The 21,626-nt window shown below is 36.8% G+C and carries 20 protein-coding genes, 1 tRNA gene and 4 pseudogenes; 6 read left to right on the top strand and 19 right to left on the bottom strand.

The features are described 5' to 3' along the window. Nucleotides 1-89: 89 nt before the first annotated feature. Nucleotides 90-1,316, bottom strand: a complete 1,227-nt coding sequence (locus tag ACFIKB_RS06835) for a UbiH/UbiF family hydroxylase (protein ID WP_375653113.1) — start codon at nucleotides 1,314-1,316, stop codon at nucleotides 90-92. Between the two features lie 182 nt (nucleotides 1,317-1,498). On the opposite strand from ACFIKB_RS06835, the gene pcsA reads away from it, so the two are divergent. Genes pcsA through ACFIKB_RS06820 form a run of 3 tightly spaced genes read left to right on the top strand, consistent with a single transcriptional unit; the run spans nucleotide 1,499 to nucleotide 3,793 of the window. Further along, nucleotides 1,499-2,311, top strand: coding sequence for a phosphatidylcholine synthase (pcsA, locus tag ACFIKB_RS06830; RefSeq protein ID WP_375636099.1), 813 nt, complete (start codon nucleotides 1,499-1,501; stop codon nucleotides 2,309-2,311). A gap of 25 nt (nucleotides 2,312-2,336) precedes the next feature. Next, nucleotides 2,337-3,383: an enoyl-CoA hydratase/isomerase family protein gene (locus ACFIKB_RS06825; RefSeq protein WP_375644826.1), complete on the top strand. Its 1,047-nt coding sequence runs from the start codon at nucleotides 2,337-2,339 to the stop codon at nucleotides 3,381-3,383. Continuing rightward, entirely contained in the window at nucleotides 3,380-3,793 is a 414-nt protein-coding gene (locus ACFIKB_RS06820) for a DUF6163 family protein (RefSeq protein WP_375644825.1), read from the top strand. Before ACFIKB_RS06825 ends, ACFIKB_RS06820 begins: the two co-directional genes overlap by 4 nt. 366 nt (nucleotides 3,794-4,159) lie before the next feature. Here ACFIKB_RS06820 and ACFIKB_RS06815 read toward each other — a convergent pair whose 3' ends face one another. From ACFIKB_RS06815 to ACFIKB_RS06780, 8 genes are all read right to left on the bottom strand, one after another. Further along, a complete protein-coding gene (locus ACFIKB_RS06815; protein ID WP_375644824.1) occupies nucleotides 4,160-4,519 on the bottom strand; it encodes a hypothetical protein in 360 nt (119 codons plus the stop codon). Between the two features lie 110 nt (nucleotides 4,520-4,629). Beyond that, a complete protein-coding gene (locus ACFIKB_RS06810; protein WP_375644823.1) occupies nucleotides 4,630-5,439 on the bottom strand; it encodes an MBL fold metallo-hydrolase in 810 nt (269 codons plus the stop codon). Between the two features lie 10 nt (nucleotides 5,440-5,449). Beyond that, nucleotides 5,450-6,223: a TatD family hydrolase gene (locus ACFIKB_RS06805; protein WP_375644822.1), complete on the bottom strand. Its 774-nt coding sequence runs from the start codon at nucleotides 6,221-6,223 to the stop codon at nucleotides 5,450-5,452. Continuing rightward, complete coding sequence (gene metG, locus ACFIKB_RS06800; protein WP_015856397.1) at nucleotides 6,213-7,772, bottom strand: methionine--tRNA ligase; 1,560 nt, start codon at nucleotides 7,770-7,772, stop codon at nucleotides 6,213-6,215. Before metG ends, ACFIKB_RS06805 begins: the two co-directional genes overlap by 11 nt. Before the next feature lie 84 nt (nucleotides 7,773-7,856). After that, nucleotides 7,857-8,900, bottom strand: coding sequence for a DNA polymerase III subunit delta' (locus ACFIKB_RS06795; protein ID WP_375644821.1), 1,044 nt, complete (start codon nucleotides 8,898-8,900; stop codon nucleotides 7,857-7,859). Continuing rightward, the gene (tmk, locus tag ACFIKB_RS06790; protein ID WP_375644820.1) at nucleotides 8,897-9,541 is read right to left on the bottom strand and encodes a dTMP kinase; all 645 of its coding nucleotides are present in this window, start codon (nucleotides 9,539-9,541) and stop codon (nucleotides 8,897-8,899) included. Before tmk ends, ACFIKB_RS06795 begins: the two co-directional genes overlap by 4 nt. 28 nt (nucleotides 9,542-9,569) lie before the next feature. Next, a complete protein-coding gene (locus ACFIKB_RS06785) occupies nucleotides 9,570-10,733 on the bottom strand; it encodes a D-alanyl-D-alanine carboxypeptidase family protein (protein WP_375636091.1) in 1,164 nt (387 codons plus the stop codon). Between the two features lie 1,088 nt (nucleotides 10,734-11,821). Continuing rightward, nucleotides 11,822-12,721, bottom strand: a complete 900-nt coding sequence (locus ACFIKB_RS06780) for a septal ring lytic transglycosylase RlpA family protein (protein WP_375653112.1) — start codon at nucleotides 12,719-12,721, stop codon at nucleotides 11,822-11,824. A gap of 285 nt (nucleotides 12,722-13,006) precedes the next feature. Here ACFIKB_RS06780 and ACFIKB_RS06775 point away from each other — a divergent pair. After that, nucleotides 13,007-13,193, top strand: a pseudogene (locus ACFIKB_RS06775) (integrase); the annotation flags it as partial. Nucleotides 13,194-13,283: 90 nt separating this feature from the next. Here the strand turns inward: ACFIKB_RS06775 and ACFIKB_RS06770 are convergent. Then, a tRNA-Lys gene (locus ACFIKB_RS06770) sits at nucleotides 13,284-13,359 on the bottom strand. Between the two features lie 683 nt (nucleotides 13,360-14,042). Here ACFIKB_RS06770 and ACFIKB_RS06765 point away from each other — a divergent pair. Beyond that, nucleotides 14,043-15,209 (top strand): annotated as a pseudogene (locus ACFIKB_RS06765) (tyrosine-type recombinase/integrase). Nucleotides 15,210-15,418: 209 nt separating this feature from the next. Continuing rightward, nucleotides 15,419-15,619: a helix-turn-helix transcriptional regulator gene (locus tag ACFIKB_RS06760; protein ID WP_375653111.1), complete on the top strand. Its 201-nt coding sequence runs from the start codon at nucleotides 15,419-15,421 to the stop codon at nucleotides 15,617-15,619. A 218-nt stretch (nucleotides 15,620-15,837) separates the two neighbouring features. On the opposite strand, the gene ACFIKB_RS06755 is transcribed toward ACFIKB_RS06760, so the two are convergent. The 9 genes and pseudogenes from ACFIKB_RS06755 to ACFIKB_RS06715 all read right to left on the bottom strand — a co-directional run. Continuing rightward, nucleotides 15,838-16,245 (bottom strand): hypothetical protein, encoded by a 408-nt coding sequence (locus ACFIKB_RS06755; RefSeq protein WP_375653109.1) that lies wholly within the window; start codon nucleotides 16,243-16,245, stop codon nucleotides 15,838-15,840. Continuing rightward, nucleotides 16,242-16,970, bottom strand: a complete 729-nt coding sequence (locus ACFIKB_RS06750; protein WP_375653108.1) for a filamentous hemagglutinin — start codon at nucleotides 16,968-16,970, stop codon at nucleotides 16,242-16,244. The genes ACFIKB_RS06755 and ACFIKB_RS06750 overlap by 4 nt, the downstream gene beginning before the upstream one ends. 38 nt (nucleotides 16,971-17,008) lie before the next feature. After that, entirely contained in the window at nucleotides 17,009-17,413 is a 405-nt protein-coding gene (locus ACFIKB_RS06745) for a hypothetical protein (protein ID WP_375611045.1), read from the bottom strand. Next, a complete protein-coding gene (locus ACFIKB_RS06740) occupies nucleotides 17,410-18,174 on the bottom strand; it encodes a filamentous hemagglutinin (protein WP_375653106.1) in 765 nt (254 codons plus the stop codon). Before ACFIKB_RS06740 ends, ACFIKB_RS06745 begins: the two co-directional genes overlap by 4 nt. 15 nt (nucleotides 18,175-18,189) lie before the next feature. Next, nucleotides 18,190-18,594 (bottom strand): hypothetical protein, encoded by a 405-nt coding sequence (locus ACFIKB_RS06735; protein WP_273791333.1) that lies wholly within the window; start codon nucleotides 18,592-18,594, stop codon nucleotides 18,190-18,192. After that, nucleotides 18,591-19,859, bottom strand: a pseudogene (locus ACFIKB_RS06730) (filamentous hemagglutinin); the annotation flags it as partial. The gene ACFIKB_RS06735 and the pseudogene ACFIKB_RS06730, both read right to left, overlap by 4 nt. 358 nt (nucleotides 19,860-20,217) lie before the next feature. Then, nucleotides 20,218-20,694: a hypothetical protein gene (locus tag ACFIKB_RS06725; RefSeq protein ID WP_375653105.1), complete on the bottom strand. Its 477-nt coding sequence runs from the start codon at nucleotides 20,692-20,694 to the stop codon at nucleotides 20,218-20,220. Nucleotides 20,695-20,871: 177 nt separating this feature from the next. Beyond that, complete coding sequence (locus ACFIKB_RS06720) at nucleotides 20,872-21,285, bottom strand: hypothetical protein (protein WP_019219059.1); 414 nt, start codon at nucleotides 21,283-21,285, stop codon at nucleotides 20,872-20,874. Further along, nucleotides 21,282-21,626, bottom strand: a pseudogene (locus ACFIKB_RS06715) (filamentous hemagglutinin); the annotation flags it as partial. The pseudogene ACFIKB_RS06715 and the gene ACFIKB_RS06720, both read right to left, overlap by 4 nt.

Raw genomic sequence — 21,626 nt, 5'->3', positions numbered from 1 at the left:
AATCTCAAATATAAATAATTTTTCTGTGGTTATTGATACCTTATTCACTTATTATTATTTGTTTATTTTACGTTATTATCCATTATTGCTCAGTAGAGCTGTTTAGATGATTTTGTTGGAAATATTTGCATAATTTCCTTGAATCCACAACTGGGATACATTCCTTCGCGCATAAATAAATTACGTAATGGTGAAAAACTATGTAACAAACCAAGCCCAACGCTTCGTATGATATGAATAGGCAACATATGAGAAAGTAGAGCAGAGTTAAGTGTATGAACAGCTCCACTTCGGATTAATATATCTGGTTTGCGGCATTTGTTATAATGCGCAACAATCATTTCAGAGTTAGAATTGGACATTTTATTGAGTAAAATATCAATCAAAGTTTGGACATCACGGAATCCTAAATTCAATCCCTGTGCCCCAATAGGGGGGAAAACATGAGCGGCTTCACCCACTAAAATTGTTCGATTAGCAGCAAAATGATAAGAAAGAAGTCCTGAAAGCGGCCATGCTTGAATTGATGTTTCTAAGCTTAGCTTTCCAAGCATTGATTGCATTTGGTTTTCGATCATTTTTGCAATTTCTTTTGGTTCTATATTCAACAATTCCTCAGCACGAGAAGGATGAACAACCCATACAAGACTAGATCTTCGCCCTGGTAAAGGAACCTGTGTAAATGGACCATGTTCTGTATGAAATTCGGTTGATGTATTTTGATGAGAAAACTCATGAGAAAAGTTGAGAACAAGTGCTTTTTGTGGATAATTCCACTGTTTGACACTTATTCCTGCTGCGGCACGTGTAAGAGAGTGACGTCCATCAGCAGCAACAACAAGTGGTGCTTGAATGACTCTATGATCAGCAAGAGTAATACATACATGGTTTTTTGTGTGATGAAAAGATTTGGCTGCCGAAACAAATCTTGTAATATTGGGCGTATGTGTAACAGCATCGACTAAAGCACTGTTCAATTTTACATTAGGTATATTATAGCCAAAAGCTTTTTCACCAATTTCAGCAGAAGAAAAATGCACCGTAGGAGCATGCACAATTCTAGAAGTTATATCTACAATTCTCATGTAGGATAAAGAAGCAGCATATTTTTGAATATTATTCCAAATATTGAGTTTTTGAAGCATGCGTACTGCAGGCATCATAAGAGCAGTTGTCCGTAATTCATCTGTATGAGCAGGGGGGCCAACAAGAAAAACAGAAAACCCCTCATGTGCAAGACTCAGTGCGGACAACATTCCCACAGGACCTGCACCAATAACAGCAATATCTTTATGCTCTTTCTTTTCAAATATCACAACGATTTGAACCTTTATCCATTGAGAAAATATTTTAACATTTCCAAATGATCACTCTCTTTTTATTATATGAAGCTCTTCTATTATAGTATGTAATAAATAATGCGATATAAAAAAGTAACCTTTTTATGATTTTTTTAAATGCTGGGTTATATCATCGGCAAAAAATGGCGTATTGATAGATGGTTGAAGACTTTAAAAACGAGGATAAGAAAACCTTGAAACGTAAACTAACAAAGAAAATCAAAACAAATGCTAAATTATTACGCCATAAAAAAGTAACAATGCCACAAGCAAAGGCTTTTTCTGTTCATTTACTAACAGCTTCGGGATCATTTTTAGCGTTTCTTTCTCTTATATCAGCCTCTCAAAAAGAATGGACAGCTATGTTCTGTTGGCTTGGGCTTGCACTTCTCGTCGATGGTATAGATGGACCAATTGCACGCAAACTTGATGTTAAATACGTTCTTCCAACATGGTCTGGAGAGCTGTTAGATAATATTATTGATTACGTGACTTATGTCTTAATTCCTGCTTTTGCACTCTATCAAAGTGGTTTTATGGGGGTAGGGTTATCGTTTTCATTGAGTGCAATTATTGTTATTTCATCTGCTATTTATTATGCAGATACTAGCATGAAAACCAAAGAAAACTTTTTTAAAGGATTTCCTGTTGTTTGGAATATGATGATTTTTACGCTTTTTGTCGTAAGACCGGGAGAGTGGATTACTTTTATCATTATTGTTTTATCGGCGATTATATCTTTTTTGCCAATTTATTTTATCCATCCAGTAAGAGTCCTTCGTTTACGCAGAGTTAATTTTCCAATTTTTCTCTTATGGTGTTTTTTTGGTGTTTCTGCATTCTTTTATCAACTAGAGGCTCCCTCTTGGGTTAAAATAGGAATTTCAGTAACAGGATTTTATATATATTGTATTGGCGCAATCATGCAAATATTTCCTCAACTTGGGGCAAAAAATATAAAAAAACAATAAATAGTTGTTTTAAGAAGGGTGTAAGATGCAAATTGATTTTGGAGCAGATGATGATATTTCTTTTACGAAAGAAGGGCGTGCTGGTATTATAAAGCTCACACGCCCTTCAGCATTAAACGCTCTGAATCAACGAATGGTTTCAGCTTTAAAAAAAGCTCTCAGGACATGGGAAATAGATGATAATGTTTCTTGTGTTTTAATTGAAGGGGAGGGGCGTGCTTTTTGTGCTGGTGGAGATGTTGTAGAAATCTACCATATGGGGAAAAGTGCCTCTGCTTGTCAATACTTTAGTGATGAATATAGTTTAAATGCTTATATTAAACATTTTTCAAAGCCCTACATTTCTTTCTTAAACGGTATTTGGATGGGAGGAGGGGTAGGTATTTCTCTCTATGGTTCGCATCGAATTGTTACAAAAAATACAGTTTTTGCTATGCCAGAAGGTGCAATTGGATTTTTTCCAGATGTAGGTGCAAGTTTTTTCTTACCATCTCTTCCCAATCATTTTGGCATCTATCTTGCATTAACGGGCGCACGCATAAAGTGGGGAGATTGCTTAAATTTAGGATTAGCAACACACGCCGTTGCTGAAATTGAATTCGATATGATTAGAAAAGCTATTATTGAGCAAGGAGATCCTACTTTAGCTTTAAACGAGCGAGCAATTACAAAAGACTATGAAACGAGTCATGAAACACGTTGTATTATTAACACTTGTTTTAGTGCACATACCTTAGAAGAATGTCTTGAGTTGCTACATAAAAAAAGTAATGAAGGTATTTTATTTGCTAAAGAATGTTATGATATTTTGCAGTCACGTTCTCCGATAAGTTTAAAAGTTATCTGGAAACAAATGAAACAAAATTCATCTCAAACGTTGGAAGATTGTATGAAAATTGAAAACCGTATTGCACATCATATGATTAATTCACATGATTTTCATGAAGGTATACGTGCTATGTTAATCGATAAGGATAAAAGACCTCAATGGCAGCCAGATAAACTTTCAAATGTGACAGATGAAATGGTAGATTCTTACTTCCAACCTGTTGAGCAAGAGTTATTATTGTGAAAAATAATTCACACAAACGGATTTCAAAAATCAATTTAATCTATAACTGTTATTTACGGTTTTTGGCACTCATTTGCTTAGTCCTAGGTATTTGTTATTGGATACGCCTTGTTGGTGTTTTTCCAGGTATTCTATGGCGTTTTGATCTTATGCCTTGGCAGTGGCAAGTTGCATCAGCTATATTGGCTATTCTCTATCCTATTGCCTTAGTTGGACTTTGGATGTATTCATTATGGGGTATCATTGTGTGGTGCATTGCAGCATTGATTGAAGCAATAACAATATATTATTCTGATTTTATTTATCAGCCATTTGTACCGTTATTTCATGGAATATTGTTTTTAGCTTTCATAATACTACAAATTGTGATGATTTTTTTTAAAAGAGTAAAAAATAAAAAAACATCGTGATTGAAATTTTCGAGCCAGAATAACAGGCTCGATTTTCAATCATACAACTTCAAAGGTCATCAAGTTTTTAAAAGTAGCTCACCACAGTTTTCAAACATACGTTCCTCAAAGTGCTAATGCTAGTGCTAGATATACTCCTTCCATAAAGTTCCATAATATAGATTATGCGATAATACGATACAGAAAAATAAAGCAAACCCTACTTTAAAACATAAATCATATTTATAATCGTACAACTCACTTTTTAAAAAAAATTATGGTAATGGCGATAATAATTGAACCGCACATTAAAATATTCGGTCTTTGAGAATATTCCTCAAAGACCAAAATAGTTGTGATGAAATTACGTCGTATAAATAATAAAAATTACTGTACTATTTTACAACGTTTCATACGTGCAAGATCACTCAAAACAGCATTACGATTATTTAAAGCTGAAATTTCATTACTTTCACTTGATTTTACATCCATAAAAAACAAAGCAGGTACAAATACAACACCTGCTGCTGCTAAGGCCACGTTTTTATTTCTTGCTTTAGAACGCTCTGCAATTGTATCATTAATCTGACGTTTATTAGCAAAAAACTCCCGTTGAATATCGGCACAACTCATTGATCCGTCATGTAATGTTGTCGTTGAAATGTTTTTTTCTAAACGCCCTCCACATGCTGTCAAGGAAACCGCTAAAACCACAATACATACACCCCGCTTAAAATTCTTATACATAAAAGCCTCATTTTTGACATAAAAAAGCACTAAATATGTCAAAATTGAAATAAAATAAAGGATAAATCTAAAAGTATTTTATTTAACTTAAAATATTGCACATAATAAGCTTACGTATCTGTTTCAAAAGTAAGACCTTGATATGCAGGTTTTACATGGGATGGAACATAATTTATAACCTTGTTGTAATCCAGCGATCTATCCATATGTGTAAGTATTGCTTGTTTTGGCTTTAAATATTCTATCCATTGTAATGCTTGATCAACAGAAAAATGACTCGGATGGGATTTAAATTGAAGAGCTTCAATGATGAGAACATCCAAATCCATTAATTTGGATAAAGTTTTTTCAGGAAATTCACTAACATCCGTACAATAGGCAACATTCCCAATCCGAAAACCTAAGGAATGAATGTTTCCGTGGTGTTGTAAATATGTATTGACGCTTATTGCTCCGCCCTGCCCATGAATAATAAATTGGCTATCTTCATTGATAAGATGCTCTTTTAAAATGGGAGAATAAGATGAAGCTTTTGGTGTTTGAAAACAATATCCGAAAGCACTTTTGAGATGCTCTAGTGTAAATCTGTCGGCATAGATATCTATTAAACATTTTTGTGCAAGTGCATAGCTGCGTAAATCATCAATACCGTGGATATGGTCTGCATGAGAATGTGTGTAAAGAGCAGCATCAAGATGGCTTACACGCGCATCAATCATTTGTGAGCGAAAATCTGGACCTGTATCAATAACGATTGTTGTTTTGTCTCCTGAAGGTTTAATACGTTCAACTAATAAAGAACTTCTGTAGCGTTTATTTTTAGGGTTATTCGGATCACATGTTCCCCAATCACCATTGGGTCGTGGCACTCCTGGAGAAGGACCACAACCTAATATTGTAAATCGGTATTGATCACACATATCTTTTGCCTTATTTCATTTTACTAAATAAACGAAAAGCGTTACGCGTTGTTATTTGAGCTGTTTCTTCAATGCTTAAGCCAATTGTTTCAGCCAAAACAGCTGCTGTATAGCATACAAAAGATGGTTCATTTGTTTTTCCCCGATGGGGACTAGGTGCTAAGAATGGAGCATCTGTTTCCACTAACAAATGCTCATGGGGCACAATTTTTGCTATTTCACGGATTTCAAGTGCATTTTTAAAAGTAAGAATACCTGAAAAAGAAATATAACCACCAAGTTCGATTCCAGCACGAGCAAGTTGTATTCCAGACGAATAACAATGAAGGATAAAGGGGAAAACTCCTTCTTTTATCTGTTCACGTAATATTGTCTCCATATCGATATCGGCATTGCGTGAATGTATAACAAGAGGAATCTGTGTTTCTCGAGAAGCAATGATATGTTCTTGAAAAACTTTCTTTTGCTCTTCTGGTGTAGAATAATCATAATGATAATCAAGCCCCCCTTCCCCAAACGCAACAATTTTAGGGTGATTCGAGAGCTGTATAAGCTCTTCCGCTGTAATATTTTGTTCTTCATGCGCATGATTGGGGTGTGTTCCAACAGAACAAAAGACTTGATCATAGCTTTGCGCAATGGCTAACAGCTTATCTAACTTATGAACATGGGTTGAAATTGTTATCATACGTTTAACGTCAGCATCTAAAGCCCGTTGGATAACATTATCCAAATCTTGTGAAAAATCTTCAAAATCAAGATGACAATGTGTATCAATCAACATGATAAGTATCTTCTTTCTTCAAGATATAACGAGGAAAAATCGGTTCTGGTGGTGGAAGATCAAGCCCTTCTTGAATTTTTGAGTGACTTATATGATACAATAACCGATCATCTTCAGCAACCGCAAGGCTATCAAGAAGTTTCGCTGCTGATTGGGGTATGAAAGGTAAAAGCATAATTCCTATTCTCCGCAAGATTTCTACAGTGATATAAAGAACTGTAGAAAATCGCTCTTGGTCATTTTTACGTAAACTCCAAGGTTGTTCGTTGGCAAAATAGCGATTGGCATCTGCTACAATTGAAAAAATAGCTGAAAGTGCTAAATGCATACTATAAGAAGACATAGCTTGATGTACAGTTTCAAGTACTTGAAGAGATTGTTCTAAAAGCTGTTTATCTTGAGCTAAAAATGAAGTTGGTCTCGGGACTTGTGCATTACAATTTTTGGCAATCATAGACAAACAGCGCTGTGCTAAATTACCAAGATCATTAGCAAGATCAGCATTAATACGGTTCACAAGGCTTTCATGGCTATAACTACCATCTTGTCCGAATGGTACTTCACGGAGAAGGAAATAACGGACCTGATCAAGACCATAATGATCAACCATTTCAAAAGGATCAACGACATTTCCAATAGATTTTGACATTTTTGCACCACGATTAAGTAAAAAACCATGTGCAAAAATATTTTTAGGCAATTCAATTCCAGCAGACATTAAAAATGCCGGCCAATAAACTGCATGAAAACGAATAATATCCTTACCAATAATATGCGTATTTGCAGGCCAAAAATCACGTTTTTTTGAATTTTCATTGAAAAAACCAATTGCTGATAGATAATTTGTAAGCGCATCAACCCAGACATACATCACATGCTTTGGATTCTCAGGAACAGCAATGCCCCAGTTAAAACTTGCGCGTGAAATAGAGATATCTTTTAAACCTGATTTTATAAAACTTATAATTTCATTACGCCGCTCAAGTGGAGCAATAAAATCAGGATGTTTTTCATAATATTCAAGAAGAGCCTTTTCATAATGAGAAAGTCTAAAAAAATAACTTTCTTCTTCATTCCATTCAACTGGAGAGCCTAATTCTTTCTCACGGCGGATGTTGTCTGGTCCAATTTCCGTATCTTTTTCTTCATAATAGGCTTCTTGGCGAACCGAATACCACCCCGTATAACGACCGAGATAAATATCGCCATTTGCTTCCATCTTTTTCCAAATTTCTTGACAAGCTTGGTAATGGCGTTCTTCTGTCGTACGAATAAAATCATCGTTAGAACAATTTAATACTGCAAGCATTTTTTGAAACACAGCACTATTACGATCTGCAAGTTGCTGAGGTGTCATACCTAATGCTGCTGCGGTTTGTTGCATCTTTAGACCATGCTCATCTGTACCAGAAAGAAAAAATACATTTTTTCCGTTTAATCGTTGAAAGCGGGCTAAGACATCGCTTGCAATTGCACTATAGGCATGTCCAATATGTGGGGCACCATTAGGATAAAAAATGGGAGTTGTTATGTAATATGTGTCACGCATGTCATACTCGTTGTAAAACGCTATAAATAAAAGATATAAAGATATAATGACATAACGTCTGTTCATCGTATTGTCACGGAAAAACTAATCCTCATGAATGATCTTATGAACTTTAAAAAGTAAGTTAATAACAAACTGCTTTTTATCGAGATTAAACAGTTGTATTTCCTCTATTTCTTGATGAATCTCTTGCCATTTTTCCGCATATTTTTTTGAGAGAAATAAGTCACCCTTTTCAACGAGCATGATAGCTTTTTTTTGAATTTTATTAAGAATTTCATCACAAAATTGTTGAAATTGGAATGTAGAAGAAACAGATGAAAATGTTTGTGCAAGAGTATGTACAATCGTTGCGTTACAAACAGGTTTCTCTAAGAGAGCATCAATTGTTTTAATAATTTCAAGACCGTCATGGCAGATAAGTAAAGCAGCTTTTCGAGGACTTCCTTTAGATTTTTTAATAATTATTTCAATTGTTTTCTCATCAGGTAAGTTCTGATTGGCAAAAATATGTATAATAACTTTTTTCATTTCATCGTTATTCAACGGACGAAAAGAAATTTTTTGACACCGTGAGTGGATTGTTGGAAGCAATTTTCCTGAAGAATGCGCGATAATAACAAATAACGTTTTTGAAGGTGGTTCTTCAAGTATTTTGAGAATTGCATTTGCTGCATTTCTATTCATATCATCTGCAGAATCAATAATAACAATACGCCATCCATTATCTTGCGATGTTCGGCTTAAAAAATGCATAATATCACGGACATCATCAACGAGTATTCCTGTTTTAAACTTTTGCGTTTTTACATCAAATCGACGTGAAATATACAAAAGACCAGGGTGACTTCCTTGTGTAATTTGGCGCCATGGAGTAGAATAAGGATCGGGTTTCAAGAAAGCCTCCTGTTGAGAACTTAAAATGTTCCAAGCAAGATGAAAGGCTAAAGTAGCTTTTCCAATCCCATATTCTCCTTCAAATAACAATGCATGATGCAAACGCTCTTCTTTAAGCATTTGTGTCAAAAAATGACGAACATCCTCATGACCAAAGACAACATCATTCTGGGATGGTGATAAAATTGTATCAATATCATCATATTGGCGTAAGATATTTACATTACTCATGAAAGCTTATCCAACAATACCTGATGACAAATATTTTTTATTTGATGTGCAACCGCTTCCACTGAGCCAGTAGCATCAATGACTCGAAATCTATGGGGTTCCTGTTTGGCCAATTGAAGAAAAGCTTGACGCCTTTGTTCTTGAATTTCCAACTGATCTTTTTCAAAATAATCAATTTCTTCTGTTTCTTTTCTTCGTAAATTTGCACGTTTCATACCACACATTGCTGGCATATCTAATAAAAATGTTAAATGGGGCAAGATACCATTGAGTGCAATACACTCTAAAACAGCAAGAAGAGAAGAACTGACTGTATCATTGAGTCCTTGATAAACGCGTGTAGAATCAATAAAGCGGTCACATAAAACGATTTTACCTTTTTGCAAAGAAGGCGCGATAACCTCGGTAACATGGTCGACACGTGCGGCTGTAAACAAAACAGCTTCAATCAACGGTCCATAATGTTGCGCCTGCCCTGACAATAAAATATGCCGGATTGCTTCTGCTCCTAGCGTTCCCCCTGGTTCTCGTGTTGTGACAACATCATAACCTTGGTGTGAGAGAGACTCAGCAAGTAAAGAAATCTGCACCGTTTTTCCTACCCCGTCCCCTCCTTCGAATGTAATAAAATAACCTGACACGTATGACCTTAACCTTATTAGCACGTAACTACAAATATTTCCGTAACCATCCAATTGTTATTTCATAGAATGCATTTTTTACTTTTGCAAAGAAACTTCCTTCCTGAACATTCATTCCGGCAAAAACTGGTTTTTCCAGAAGAACCTTTTTATCTTCTAAAATTTGAATAACGCCAACTGATTGTCCAGAAACGATAGGAGCTTTCAATGGACCATGATATTTAATTTTTGCTTTAACATTTACTTTTTTTTCATTCGAAAGCATAAAACTTATTGGTTTTTTAACAATGAGTGGAACAAAATTTTGCGTACCACCATAAACAGAAGCACGACCAACCGTTTCTTCTTTTATGAAAATCGTTTTGAGATCAAATGCTGTCATTCCCCATTGAAGAATGCGTTCTATTTCTTTTGTATATTTTTTACCATCTTGCAAACCATTGATTGCTAAAAAAAGACGTCGATGATTTTTAGAAATGGTGGCAACCATTGAAAAACCTTCTTTTTCACTGTAGCCAAAACCAAATCCTTCTACACCAATTTCCTTAGAAATAAGAGGGTTTTTATTACGTTGAAAAATATTATTCCACGTAAAATGAGGCTCACGATAAAGTGCATAATAATCCGGATATTCCTGAACAATATGACGTGCTAATATAATCATATCACGCACGGTTACAAATTGTCCATCTTCGGGTAGCCCTGTTGCGTTAACAAAATGACTCTGAGATAATCCGACTATTTTCGCGCGCTGATTCATCAGTTTTGCAAAATGAGCCTCATGTCCAGATATTCCTTCAGCAAGAATAATAGCAGCATCATTTCCATTCATAATAATTAAACCACGTAAAAGATCAGAAACACTGATTTCTGTCTTTATCTTTGCAAACATAGTGGTTGTACCGGAAGGTGCTCCACCTTTACGCCAAGCATTTTCACTGACCTTGAATTTCTGCGTACTCTTTAACATTCCCTCCTTTAAGTGATGAAATACGACTTCCACTGTCATCAATTTTGCTAATGAAGCAGGAAAAAAAGGAATATCACTTTGTTTTTCATAAAGTATTGTCCCTGTATCATCATCGAGTAACAACAATTGTGATGCAGAAATTTGAAAACCTTCTGCTCTCCCCCACGTGTCAAATGCCAATATCCCCCATAAAGTCAATAAGATCCTTAATGTTGTATACATAGCTTCTCCTCCCATCCCAAAGATCAACATAAAGAATCTTATATAGGAAAAAACTTTTTTATTTCCGCAAATTGAGGAATTATTGACAACTCAAGAAAAGACTTTATTTTTATTCAACTTTATCAAAAGTAATATGATGAACTTTTTATCTTCTACATAGGTTTAGTTTAATATTTTAAAGTATACAAAGACAAAAATATTTTTAAGTTTTTTGTTTTATATTTATAGTACATTGTTTATTATAAAAATTATAATATTTTAACTTATATATTATTAAAAATGCTGTAAGATTTCTTCGTTATATTTCTTTTCATATTGAATTTAATAAAATTCGCTTACTTACGCGTCATAAGTAAAGTTCGTATATGGATAAAAATTATTAAAAAAGAGAATAAAAATACCTCTTATCAACCTCTCAAGTGTTAAAAATTATCGCACAAAACATTGGAGGTTTACAAAGTGTACGATGGTGTCGGTTTATATCTTCATAAGTGTAAAGATAGTGATGTCTAAAGGCGTTACCAATCATACCATTCATAGGCGCTATCGTAAAATAGGCTTGTAACGTGTTGAAATATTTCCCTTTTAAATAAGTACGTGAATTGGCAATGTATGTGTATTTTGTTTGAGACGCTCTGTTTCTCGTGAGGGGACTTACTCCATTAAAGAACATGATAAACAAAAGCATGAAGTAATGCATAATCTCTTCATAAGATATTACCGTGGATGCTTTTTGGAAAGCTGCAAAACCGAATCAAAAGAAAATATTTTTCAAGCTTTTTATTCCTATCAAATTGATTGTATAGTTGCTTTGGAGATTACACAAACAGACTGATACAATAATCTCCCCTCGTCTAGCAAAAGCTATTACAGCAAGAAAAGTACGCGCTTTATTAAAGCAAGAAATATCATAAAACGACGAATAGACCAGTAATGGAGCGGAAAGAACGTATTGAATTTATAATAGCACCCAACCACGCTTTTTTAAAAGGACAACGCGCTTTAAGATGAAAACCTTCCACTAAATCCGTAAGTTCTTATCTTTTTTACTAGAGAATTATATAGATAAAAAATCAACGCATATTTTCTTAAAACAGTTGTAGCCAATTGACCTTTGTTTTTTTGTTTAGCTTATTTATAGAAGCAACTTGATCGAATGGCATCGGCTTATCAACCATGATAGGACCAATTTCTGGCAATTTAACTGCAACAGTTTTATTACGTTGTTCCTGTTCAACAGCAGCTGCTTTAGCTAATCCTTCTTTGTTTCCTGTATTGCGCTTGTCTTTTAACAAAACAGTTTCTCTTTTTTTCGAAACATTTTCTGACGCTAATGAATACGAGGCAGCATTTCCAGGAGTATAAGAGGCCATTAAATATGCACCATCATAATAGCCAACGGGTGCTTCAGCAATATATTCTACCTTAACATCTGCAACCCCCCTATCTACATACCCCAGTATTGCCGCAGCTTGCCTTGATAAATCAATGATTCTGTCTTTCATAAAAGGTCCGCGATCATTCACTCTAACAATGATTGAAGATCCATTTTTCAAATTAGTAACACGAGCATAGCTAGGTAAAGGCATTGTAGGATGAGCAGCAGTCAAAAGATTCATGTCATAAATTTCACCGTTGGCAGTTAAACGCCCATGAAAATCTGAACCATACCATGATGCTTCGCCAACACGTTTATAAGTTGGATCATTTTGAGGATAATACCACTTTCCTTTTATTTGATAAGGTTTACCAACAACAACTCGTCCACGCTTTTTTTCTTCCGATTGATTCTTCTTATTGGATACTTGTTGAGGTAGTACAGAAGTGTTTACGTCAATTGGTTTATTATGATAGGAATCTTTTATTGAAAAATTCATAGTTTGGCTTGCGCAACAAGATACCAGTGACTGAGAAATGACGATCATAGAAAACAATTGAAGTGATGGTTTAATAATAAAAGTAAATTTCTTTTTTCTATTTGAAGGCATCTATTCAGTCCACTTATTTCTGTTAAGTACTACTGTAAAAACCACGTCACGCTGTCACGCTTTTTATATGCGACGGAAGAATTTACGTTTTTAAATGATTTCCCTCGCGCATATACCACCCTTGAATTGGCTCCTTTTATCAAAAAATTAACACATTGTTAACCTTTTTATGATTTTTGTAAGAAATAAATGTACTATAGTAGATGTTTAAAAGAATGAAAATTAAACAAATCAACATCTTATAGAAAAGTTATTTCATAATATAAACTGTGAATAAGTGGTGATTTTAGCAACTTGTTTTGCGAATCATGTAATGCAGTAGGTATTAAAAAATCAATCTATGGATTGAGAAAAGGAGCAACCACATTTGCTGCCAACGCAGGTACAACCGTATCGTAAGCTTAAAGCTCTTTATTTTTGGACAGGAGACAGCATAGCATCGCTCTATTCCAAAACATCTGATAGAAAATGACTGATTATAGAATCAATAAAAAACTTCAAAAAGAATCAAAACGAGAAAGATTCTTAAATTTTTGTATAGTCTATTGATATTATTTAAAGTTGGTGAGCGCGCAGGGATTCGAACCCTGGACCTACTGATTAAAAGTCAGTTGCTCTACCAGCTGAGCTACGCGCTCTCACACAAGCTATCTAGTTTGTAGACTATCTAATTTGCAGAAAGTGAAGGGAACATACGGTTGACTTTTCATTTGGTCAACACCTTTTGAAGAAAAATATTATTATTTTCTTCAGTTATCAATAATTTTCCGTTTTCCCCTTCTTTTTTCATCATTGTATAGATACTCTTTAATCTTCTTTTTGAAGTTTCAATAAAGGAACAATTTCATTGCAAAATATTGCATAGATTCGAAGCGCTAAAATTATAAGAAATTATCCCCCTTCCCTCACATGGGTTGTTGAGCATAATGGATAGAGAAAAAAAATACCTTTTACTATAATATTATTTTTATATCTTTATATTTTAGTTTTCAATTTTCAAATATAAATACAGATTTATAAGATAACATATTGATTTATAATAATTTATCATTTCATCACTTGAGTGAGAGATCTCAAATACTGTAAGCTTCTCTCATTTCAAATCTTTTTTATATTGAAACAACAAAAAGTATTTTTTTGACCGATACAAGATATTGATTTATAATGATAATCTAGCTCTATTCATATTGAATTAGACCCCCGAATAACGTAGGATTCTCTCATTTCAAATCTGTTTATCTTGAATCAATCAAAACCACTTACTTGCACATCACAAGCGGGGTTGATGTGTGGGTAAAAATTGTACAAGAAAGGAGTAAAAATGGTTCTTATGAATCGTCTTAATGCAAGGGCTGTCGCAACATTGGGAGCTGAAAAATATAATGATGGTGCCGGCTTGCTTCTTCACAAACGTAAAGATGGAGGTGCTCAATGGCTTTATCGTTATACCATTCATGGTCGGCGCCGCGAAATGGGCTTGGGTGCCTTGCGAGATGTTTCTTTAAAACAAGCCCGTGAATTGGCAACTGGGTGGCGGGCTGTTTTACGTGAGGGGCGTGACCCCATTAAAGAACGCAACAAACAAAAGCGTGAGGCAATGCGCAATCTCCATTATTTAAAAGATATTGCTCTAGATGCTTTTGAAAGCCGTAAAGCTGAATTAAAAAATGATGGTAAGGCTAGTGATTGGTTTTCACCTTTGCGGCTTTACATTCTCCCTAAATTAGGTTGCCTCCCCGTTTCAGAGATTACACAAACAGAGATACGCGATACGCTTTCTCCCATTTGGCATACAAAAGCTGGAACTGCTCGAACAGCACTAATGCGTCTTAATCTTTGTCTCAAACATGCGGCTGCATTAGGGTTAGATGTTGATTTACAAGCAGTAGAAAAAGCAAAAGCTCTCTTAGGCAAACAACGTCATAAAAAACAAAGCTTACCAGCCATGGATTGGAGAGATGTGCCGGCTTTTTACCAATTTCTCTGCAAAACAACAACTATAAAACATTTAGCTTTGCGTCTGCTTATCCTTACAGGGGTTCGTAGCAATCCTTTGCGTCATATTCATAAAGATCAGATTGAAGATGATATCTAGACAATCCCCGCTGAGAATATGAAAGGAAAGCGTGATGCGACAACAGAATTTCGCGTGCCTCTATCAACAGAAGCAATAAAAGTAATTGAACAAGCCCGCTGTATCTCTAAAAGTGATTTCATCTTTTCACTTACCGGTCGTGGTCCTCTTTCACATACGATGATGGCTGCGTATATGAGAAAAAATAAAATTGAAGCCTGCCCCCATGGTTTTCGTTCTAGTTTACGCAATTGGCTCGCTGAAACAACCGATGCCCCCTATGAGGTCGCTGAAACCATTCTAAGTCATACGGTCGGCGGTAAAGTAGAGCGTGCCTATCGTCGTACCGACTATCTAGAACAGCGTCGTGTCTATATGGATAAATGGGCGGCTTATGTCACCGGTCAATCTTAAGATATGGGGTGCATAACCCCCTTATCTGTGGATAACTTTAGCTCTCTTATCTCTCATTCTTTCTCAATAAGATTCATAATTTATCACATAAGAAATTGTATGATAAAATATTGTTTTCTATAAATAAAATACCTTCAAAAATGAACCAAAATGTGGTTAATAAATAGTTATGATTTGTTGCCATTTTTTTATAGTGAAAGGATTTTATTATGACAAAAAATGATATTCTTTTAACAGACCGTGAAAGTGCAAAACTGCTTCATATGAGTGTCTCAACATTCCGCCGTCATGTTACTAATGGCTCTCTCCCAAAACCTTTAAAATTTGGTTTTTTATCGCGTTGGTTACAATCGGATCTTTTGAATGTCATTGAGCAAGCGAAACAGCAACGTCAAAGTGACGCGGCATAAAAAAAACTTGTCACGTAAGGATGGACAAGGCTTTATCAAGCTCATCAACTTGGATGGTAACAAAAACCGTCCTGTATCGCAACCTGGTTATAGGATTACTAAGTACATTCTACGCCATATTGCTTTACATACAATATTGAGATGTTAGATTGAGAAAACAATCGCGCCATTCCAAGCAAAGGCAAGGATGGCGCATTGTTGGTCATTACAAGAAAGACTTAAGGCTTGCATTCAGGTTGTTCTGGATGCTTTTTACAAAACGGGCTGTTCAAGCGCTTCTTGACACTGCGCTGTGGTATGACAGCACCTGGACGACAAATGGGAAGGTTTTCGGCTCTAAAAGTATAACACCAATTACCTCCCAACTTATCTTTATAACGGAATCCTGCTTGGAGCATGCAAGCATGAATTGTTGCTTTAGCATTAATGCTTATATTTTCACTTTCTGGATCAACATCATAAGGCGTTGGCATACCACATTCTAACAAAGCTTTTCCTACCTCAGTAAAATCAGTAACACTATTTTTCTCCCACATACTCAAGTACCCTGGAGCAGGCTTATCAATGTTACATCCAGCAATATTTAACAGAATGAGACCACTTAATAATTTCAAGATTTGTTTCATTTTTTCCTCCCTGAATATTTTGAATAAATTGGCGTACGATTAGGTAAACCATAGCGCGATGTACACGCATAACCTGCATGACCATAACAAGCATGGACACTGGGGTAGCCCTTAAATATTTGTCCTCTCTCTTTCCAGGGACCACTTCCAGGAGGTATTTGCTCAAAAGTGTAAGGATTTTTGCCAATCTTTGTACCCACAAAGTCATTTTTATGATTTTCCAAGTTTACATAATCCTGCTTTCCATCACTTAAGATATATAATATATCTGCCATGTTTTGAGTATTATAAGCTGGTCCAAAGAAATTAATCGTTGTATTGCCAGCTACATCATTTACACCTTCTTGTTTGAAAGAATACAGCATATTTCCCAATGTCATGGTACCGCGGCTATGGCCATAAAGTTCTAACCCTGTAATACCATGGCTATACACCAAATCTTTTGCTTTTTGTGTGGAATTGGTCAATCCCCAAAAGTTATTTTCCATAAACTTCTGGTAGCCTGCTACCAGAAGTTCTGATATGGCAGAATCCGCTTGGGGGAACACAACAAAATAAAGCGGTACATTTTTATTCTCCGCATGTTGCTCAGCATAAACAGCGGCTTCCTCTGGTGGAGTAAAAATGCCATTAAAGGAGACATGCACCTTGCCATCAGAACCAACTTGTAAATGCTGCTTTTCTTCATCCGTTAAATAATGAAAGTGAGGAAACAATCGCGCCATTCAAAGCGAAGGCAAGGATGGCGCATTGTTTCCATCACTTAAGGTTGACATTTGCGACTATTTTTATACTTTTTACAAAACGGGCTGTTTAAGCGCTTCTTGACACTTCGCTGTGGAACGACAGCACCTGGACGACAAATGGGCAAGTTTTCAGCTTTATGATTTCCACACCAGCCTCCCCCCACATCATATTTATAGCGAAATCCCGCTTGGAGCATGCAAGCATCAATGGTTGCATTTGCATTATTACTGAGCTTTCTACTTTCTGGATCCTTATCATAAGGGGTTGGCATACCGCATTCTAACAAGGCTTTTCCTATCTCCGTAAAATCTGCTCCTGGCTTCTCCCATGCCCCTATAGAAGATATGGGAGTTTTATTAAACTGGCACCCAGCTATACTCAATAGAGTTATCGCACTTAATAATTTTAAGATTTGTTTCATTTTTTACTCCATGATTTACTTGAAGGAACTTGTTCACGATGAGATGAGCCGTAAAGCATGTTGCACATACGCCCCGCATCTCCAAGACAGGTATGGGAACTTATGGGATTCATGGTCACTCTCCACCATTCTCTCCACCAGTTACTGCCAGCAGGTATTGTCTCGTAGGTATAGCCATTGCCGCCAATCACTCTGCTTACAAAGTCATATCTATTCCCATCAAAGCCAATGGTAGTTTGTTTGCCATCACTCACATAACCTAACAGACCGGATGCAACTAAAGCATTAAAGGCTGCTCCATAGAAATTGATATTCGTATTGTCGGCTATACCGTGCACACCTTCTTGTTTGAAAGAATACAGCATATTCCCCAATATCATGGTACCACGGCTATGGCCATAAAGTTCTAACCCTGTAATACCATGGCTATACACCAAATCTTTTGCTTCTTGTGTTGAATTGGTCAAACCCCAAAAATTATTTTCCATAAACTTCTGATAGCCTGCTACCAGAAGTTCTGAAATAGCAGAATCCGCTTGGGGAAACACAACAAAATAAAGCGGTACATTTTTATTCTCCGCATGTTGCTCTGCATAAACAGCCGCCTCATAGGGTGGTGTAAAAATGCCATTGAGGGACACATGCACCTTGCCATCAGCACCTTCTTGTAAATGCTGCTTTTCTTCATCCGTTAAATAATGTGCGTGAGGAAACAATCCCGCCATTTCAAGCCAAGGCAAGGATGGCGGATTGTTGATCATCACAAACAGCAAGACTTAAGGCTGGCATTTGCGACTATTTTTATATTTTTTACAAAACGGGCTGTTTAAGCGCTTCTTGACACTGCGCTGTGGTATGACAGCACCTGGACGACAAATCGGAAGATCCTCGGCTTTATGATTTACACACCAAGTTCCCCCTCCCACTTTATCACGAAAACCTGATTGAATCATACAAGCTTCTATGGTTGCTATTGCATTGTAGCTGAGCTTTCTGCTTTCTGGATCAGTATCATAAGGGGTTGGCATTCCACATTCTAATAAGGCTTTTCCTACCTCAGTAAAATCAGTAACACCATTTTTCTCCCACGTAGCTATCTCTCCTAGAGGAGGTTTATCGATATTACATCCAGTTACACTCACCAAAACTATTCCACTTAATAACTTTAAAATGTGTTTCATTTTTTACTCCTTGATTTACTTAAAGGAAATTGTTCACGATGAGATGAGCCGTAAAACTTTTGGCATTTATAACCCACATCTCCAAGGCAAGTATGGGAACTTATGGGATTCATGATCACTCTCCACCATTCTGTCCAAACGTTACTGCCAGCAGGTATTGTCTCGTAGGTATAGCCATTACCGCCAATCCATCGGCTTACAAAGTCATATCTATTCCCATCAAAACCAATAGTGGTTTGTTTGCCACCACTCACATAACCTAACAAACCGGATGCCGCCAAAACATTAGCCGCTGGTCCATGGAAACTGATCGTTGTATTGCCAGCTACATCATTTACACCTTCTTGTTTGAAAGAATTCATCATATTAAAGCCTGTCAAACTGCCACGACTATGGGCATCAAAATGCAATCCTGTGTTACCATAGCGAGACATTATATCTTTTGCTTCTTGTGTGGAATTGGTCAAACCCCAAAAGTTATTTTCCATAAACTTCTGATAACCTGCTACCAAGAGTTCTGAGATAGCAGAATCGGCTTGGGGAAACACAACAAAATAAAGCGGTACATTTTTATTCTCCGCATGTTGCTCTGCATAAACAGCCGCCTCATAGGGTGGTGTAAAAATGCCATTGAGGGACACATGCACCTTGCCATCAGAGCCGGCTTGCAAATGCTGCTTTTCTTCATCCGTTAAATAATGAAACTTAGGGATATTTTGTCCACGAGCATCTCTTATAGGTACCCCATTTTCATCTATTTCATAGAGTATATTACCCTTTTCATCACGGTCGACCACGGCGATGGGATGCTCTTTGATAAACATGGTTTTATAGGAGTCATCGCTGTATTTAAACCCCTCTTCTAAGAGTTGCGTTACCATTTCACGGTTTTCATGGACGATTTGTTCCAGCTTGCCTACATCGAGTTGTTGTACACCCTTATGGGCAGTGGCAGTATCTCGATTAAGGGAGGCGATTGCTTGTTCCACGTCTTGTCCTGTCAATGCCTTCTGCCCTGCTTCATCAGTAATGACGATGGTGCCATCGCTAATGGCAGATTTGGTGTATCCTTCCTCTGAATCTTTAGCTTTTGAATGATCTAAGACATTTTTGGCAATGTTTTTCCCGACACCATATTTGCCCTGATACATTGGACCACCCGCAGCAATGCTGATCCCATCGCTGCTGGCTTGAGCATGCGCACTGTTGCTGATGTCACTGGTGCTAATGCTTCCTGTGGTCAGGCTGTTTTTTTCTGCCGGCGCGGTACCAGCGATAATATCGGCTCCAACACCATGGATGCTGCCTTTGTGGGCTTGCATGTTGACAGCGCGTCCTGCTTCTATTGTTGTGCTCATCGCGGTGAAAGCTTGAGAAGAAGCTTCTGCTTTCTTAAAGCCCACTGCCATACTGCCAGATGCGCCAGCCTCGTTCAAACCGCTTAACGTATCCTGTGGATTGCCCCACGACTTTGGCTTCAAAATACGCATCCCCCGTAATGAAACCTCACCCTGCCTTATTGTCGACTATCTTAACCACCAAATTAAAAGTGCCCGTTGCGTGGATAAAGAAGGAAACAGCTTTGATCCTCTACTTCATTCGTGATTTTATCCAACGACCTTTTTAACGATGGGGAGGACGCTTTGGTGATCGCTTTTGTAAAGCTTTTTGCTTTTGCTGACGTTTTCTTTCATCCTCAAAATGCGTTAGTAAAGCGCCTTCCTGTTTCGTTTTGTTGGTCACACCAAAGGTATCATTGTCCATAAATTGCTGATATCCAGCTATCATTAAATTGCTTAGGAATGAGCCACTTTTTGGAGGTTGTGTAAAATAGATCCCTTTTGAATCTTGCAATTTATACCGGAAACCTGCTTTTTTCATGCACTCATAAACTGAGGCAAATTCATTTGCATACGAATTCATATCACTAGAAGAAGCATAGACTGGTTTCCAACCACATTTTGATAAGGATTGTTGGATCATCGCTTTATCGACACCTGGTTTTTCCCATAATGCTAAAGTTGATGGAGGAGGTTGGTTAACACATCCAGCTGTATTTAAGAGAGCTATGCAACTCAATAGTTTTAAGATTTTCTTCATTTTTTCCCTCTTTCAATGGATTTATTTACTATAAAACAGCTCGGAAGCTTGTTGATATTTTCTGTCATCGCTACTTAAAACAACGGTGAACAATATTGAAATGGTTGCTTGAGGAAACAATCGCGCCATTCCAAGCGAAGGCAAGGATGGCTAATTGTTGATCATCACAAGAAAGACTTAAGGTTTGCATTCAGGTGCATTTTTATATTTTTTACAAAAAGGGCTGTTTAAGCGCTTCTTGACACTGGGCCTCGGGATCACAGCACCTGGACGACAAATGGGCAAGTTTTCGGCTCTAAAAGTATAACATGGGCCACCCGCTCTTGCTACTTCTTCATCTTTATAGCGGAATCCTGATTGAATCATGCAAGCATAAGTTGTTGCTTTTGCATTGATGCTCTGCTTTCTATTTTCTGGAAATACATCATAAGGCGTTGGCATACCACATTCTAATAATGCTTTTCCTATTTCAGTAAAATCTGCTCCTGGCTTCTCCCAAGCAGTCAAGTATCCTGAAGGAGGCTTATTAAACTGACATCCAGCTATACTCAATAGAGTTATCGCACTTAATAATTTTAAGGTTTGTTTCATTTTTTACTCCATGATTTACTTGAAGGAACTTGTTCACGATGAGATAAACCATAACGCCATGTACACTTATCACTCGCATCTCCAAGACAGGTATGGGAGCTTATGGGATTCATGGTCACTCTCCACCATTCTGTCCACCAGTTACTGCCGGCAGGTATTGTCTCATAAGTATAGCCATTACCGCCAATCCATCGGCTTACAAAGTCATATCTATTCCCATCAAAGCCAACAGTGGTTTGTTTGCCATCACTCACATAACCTAACAGACCGGATGCCGCCAAAACATTAGCCGCTGGTCCATGGAAACTGATCGTTGTCTTGCCAGCTACATCATTTACACC

Source organism: Bartonella sp. MR110HLJHH (assembly GCF_042194225.1).
Classification (GTDB): domain Bacteria; phylum Pseudomonadota; class Alphaproteobacteria; order Rhizobiales; family Rhizobiaceae; genus Bartonella; species Bartonella grahamii.
Note: the sequence above shows the minus strand (reverse complement) of the source record. Positions and strands in the feature narration are given on the sequence as shown.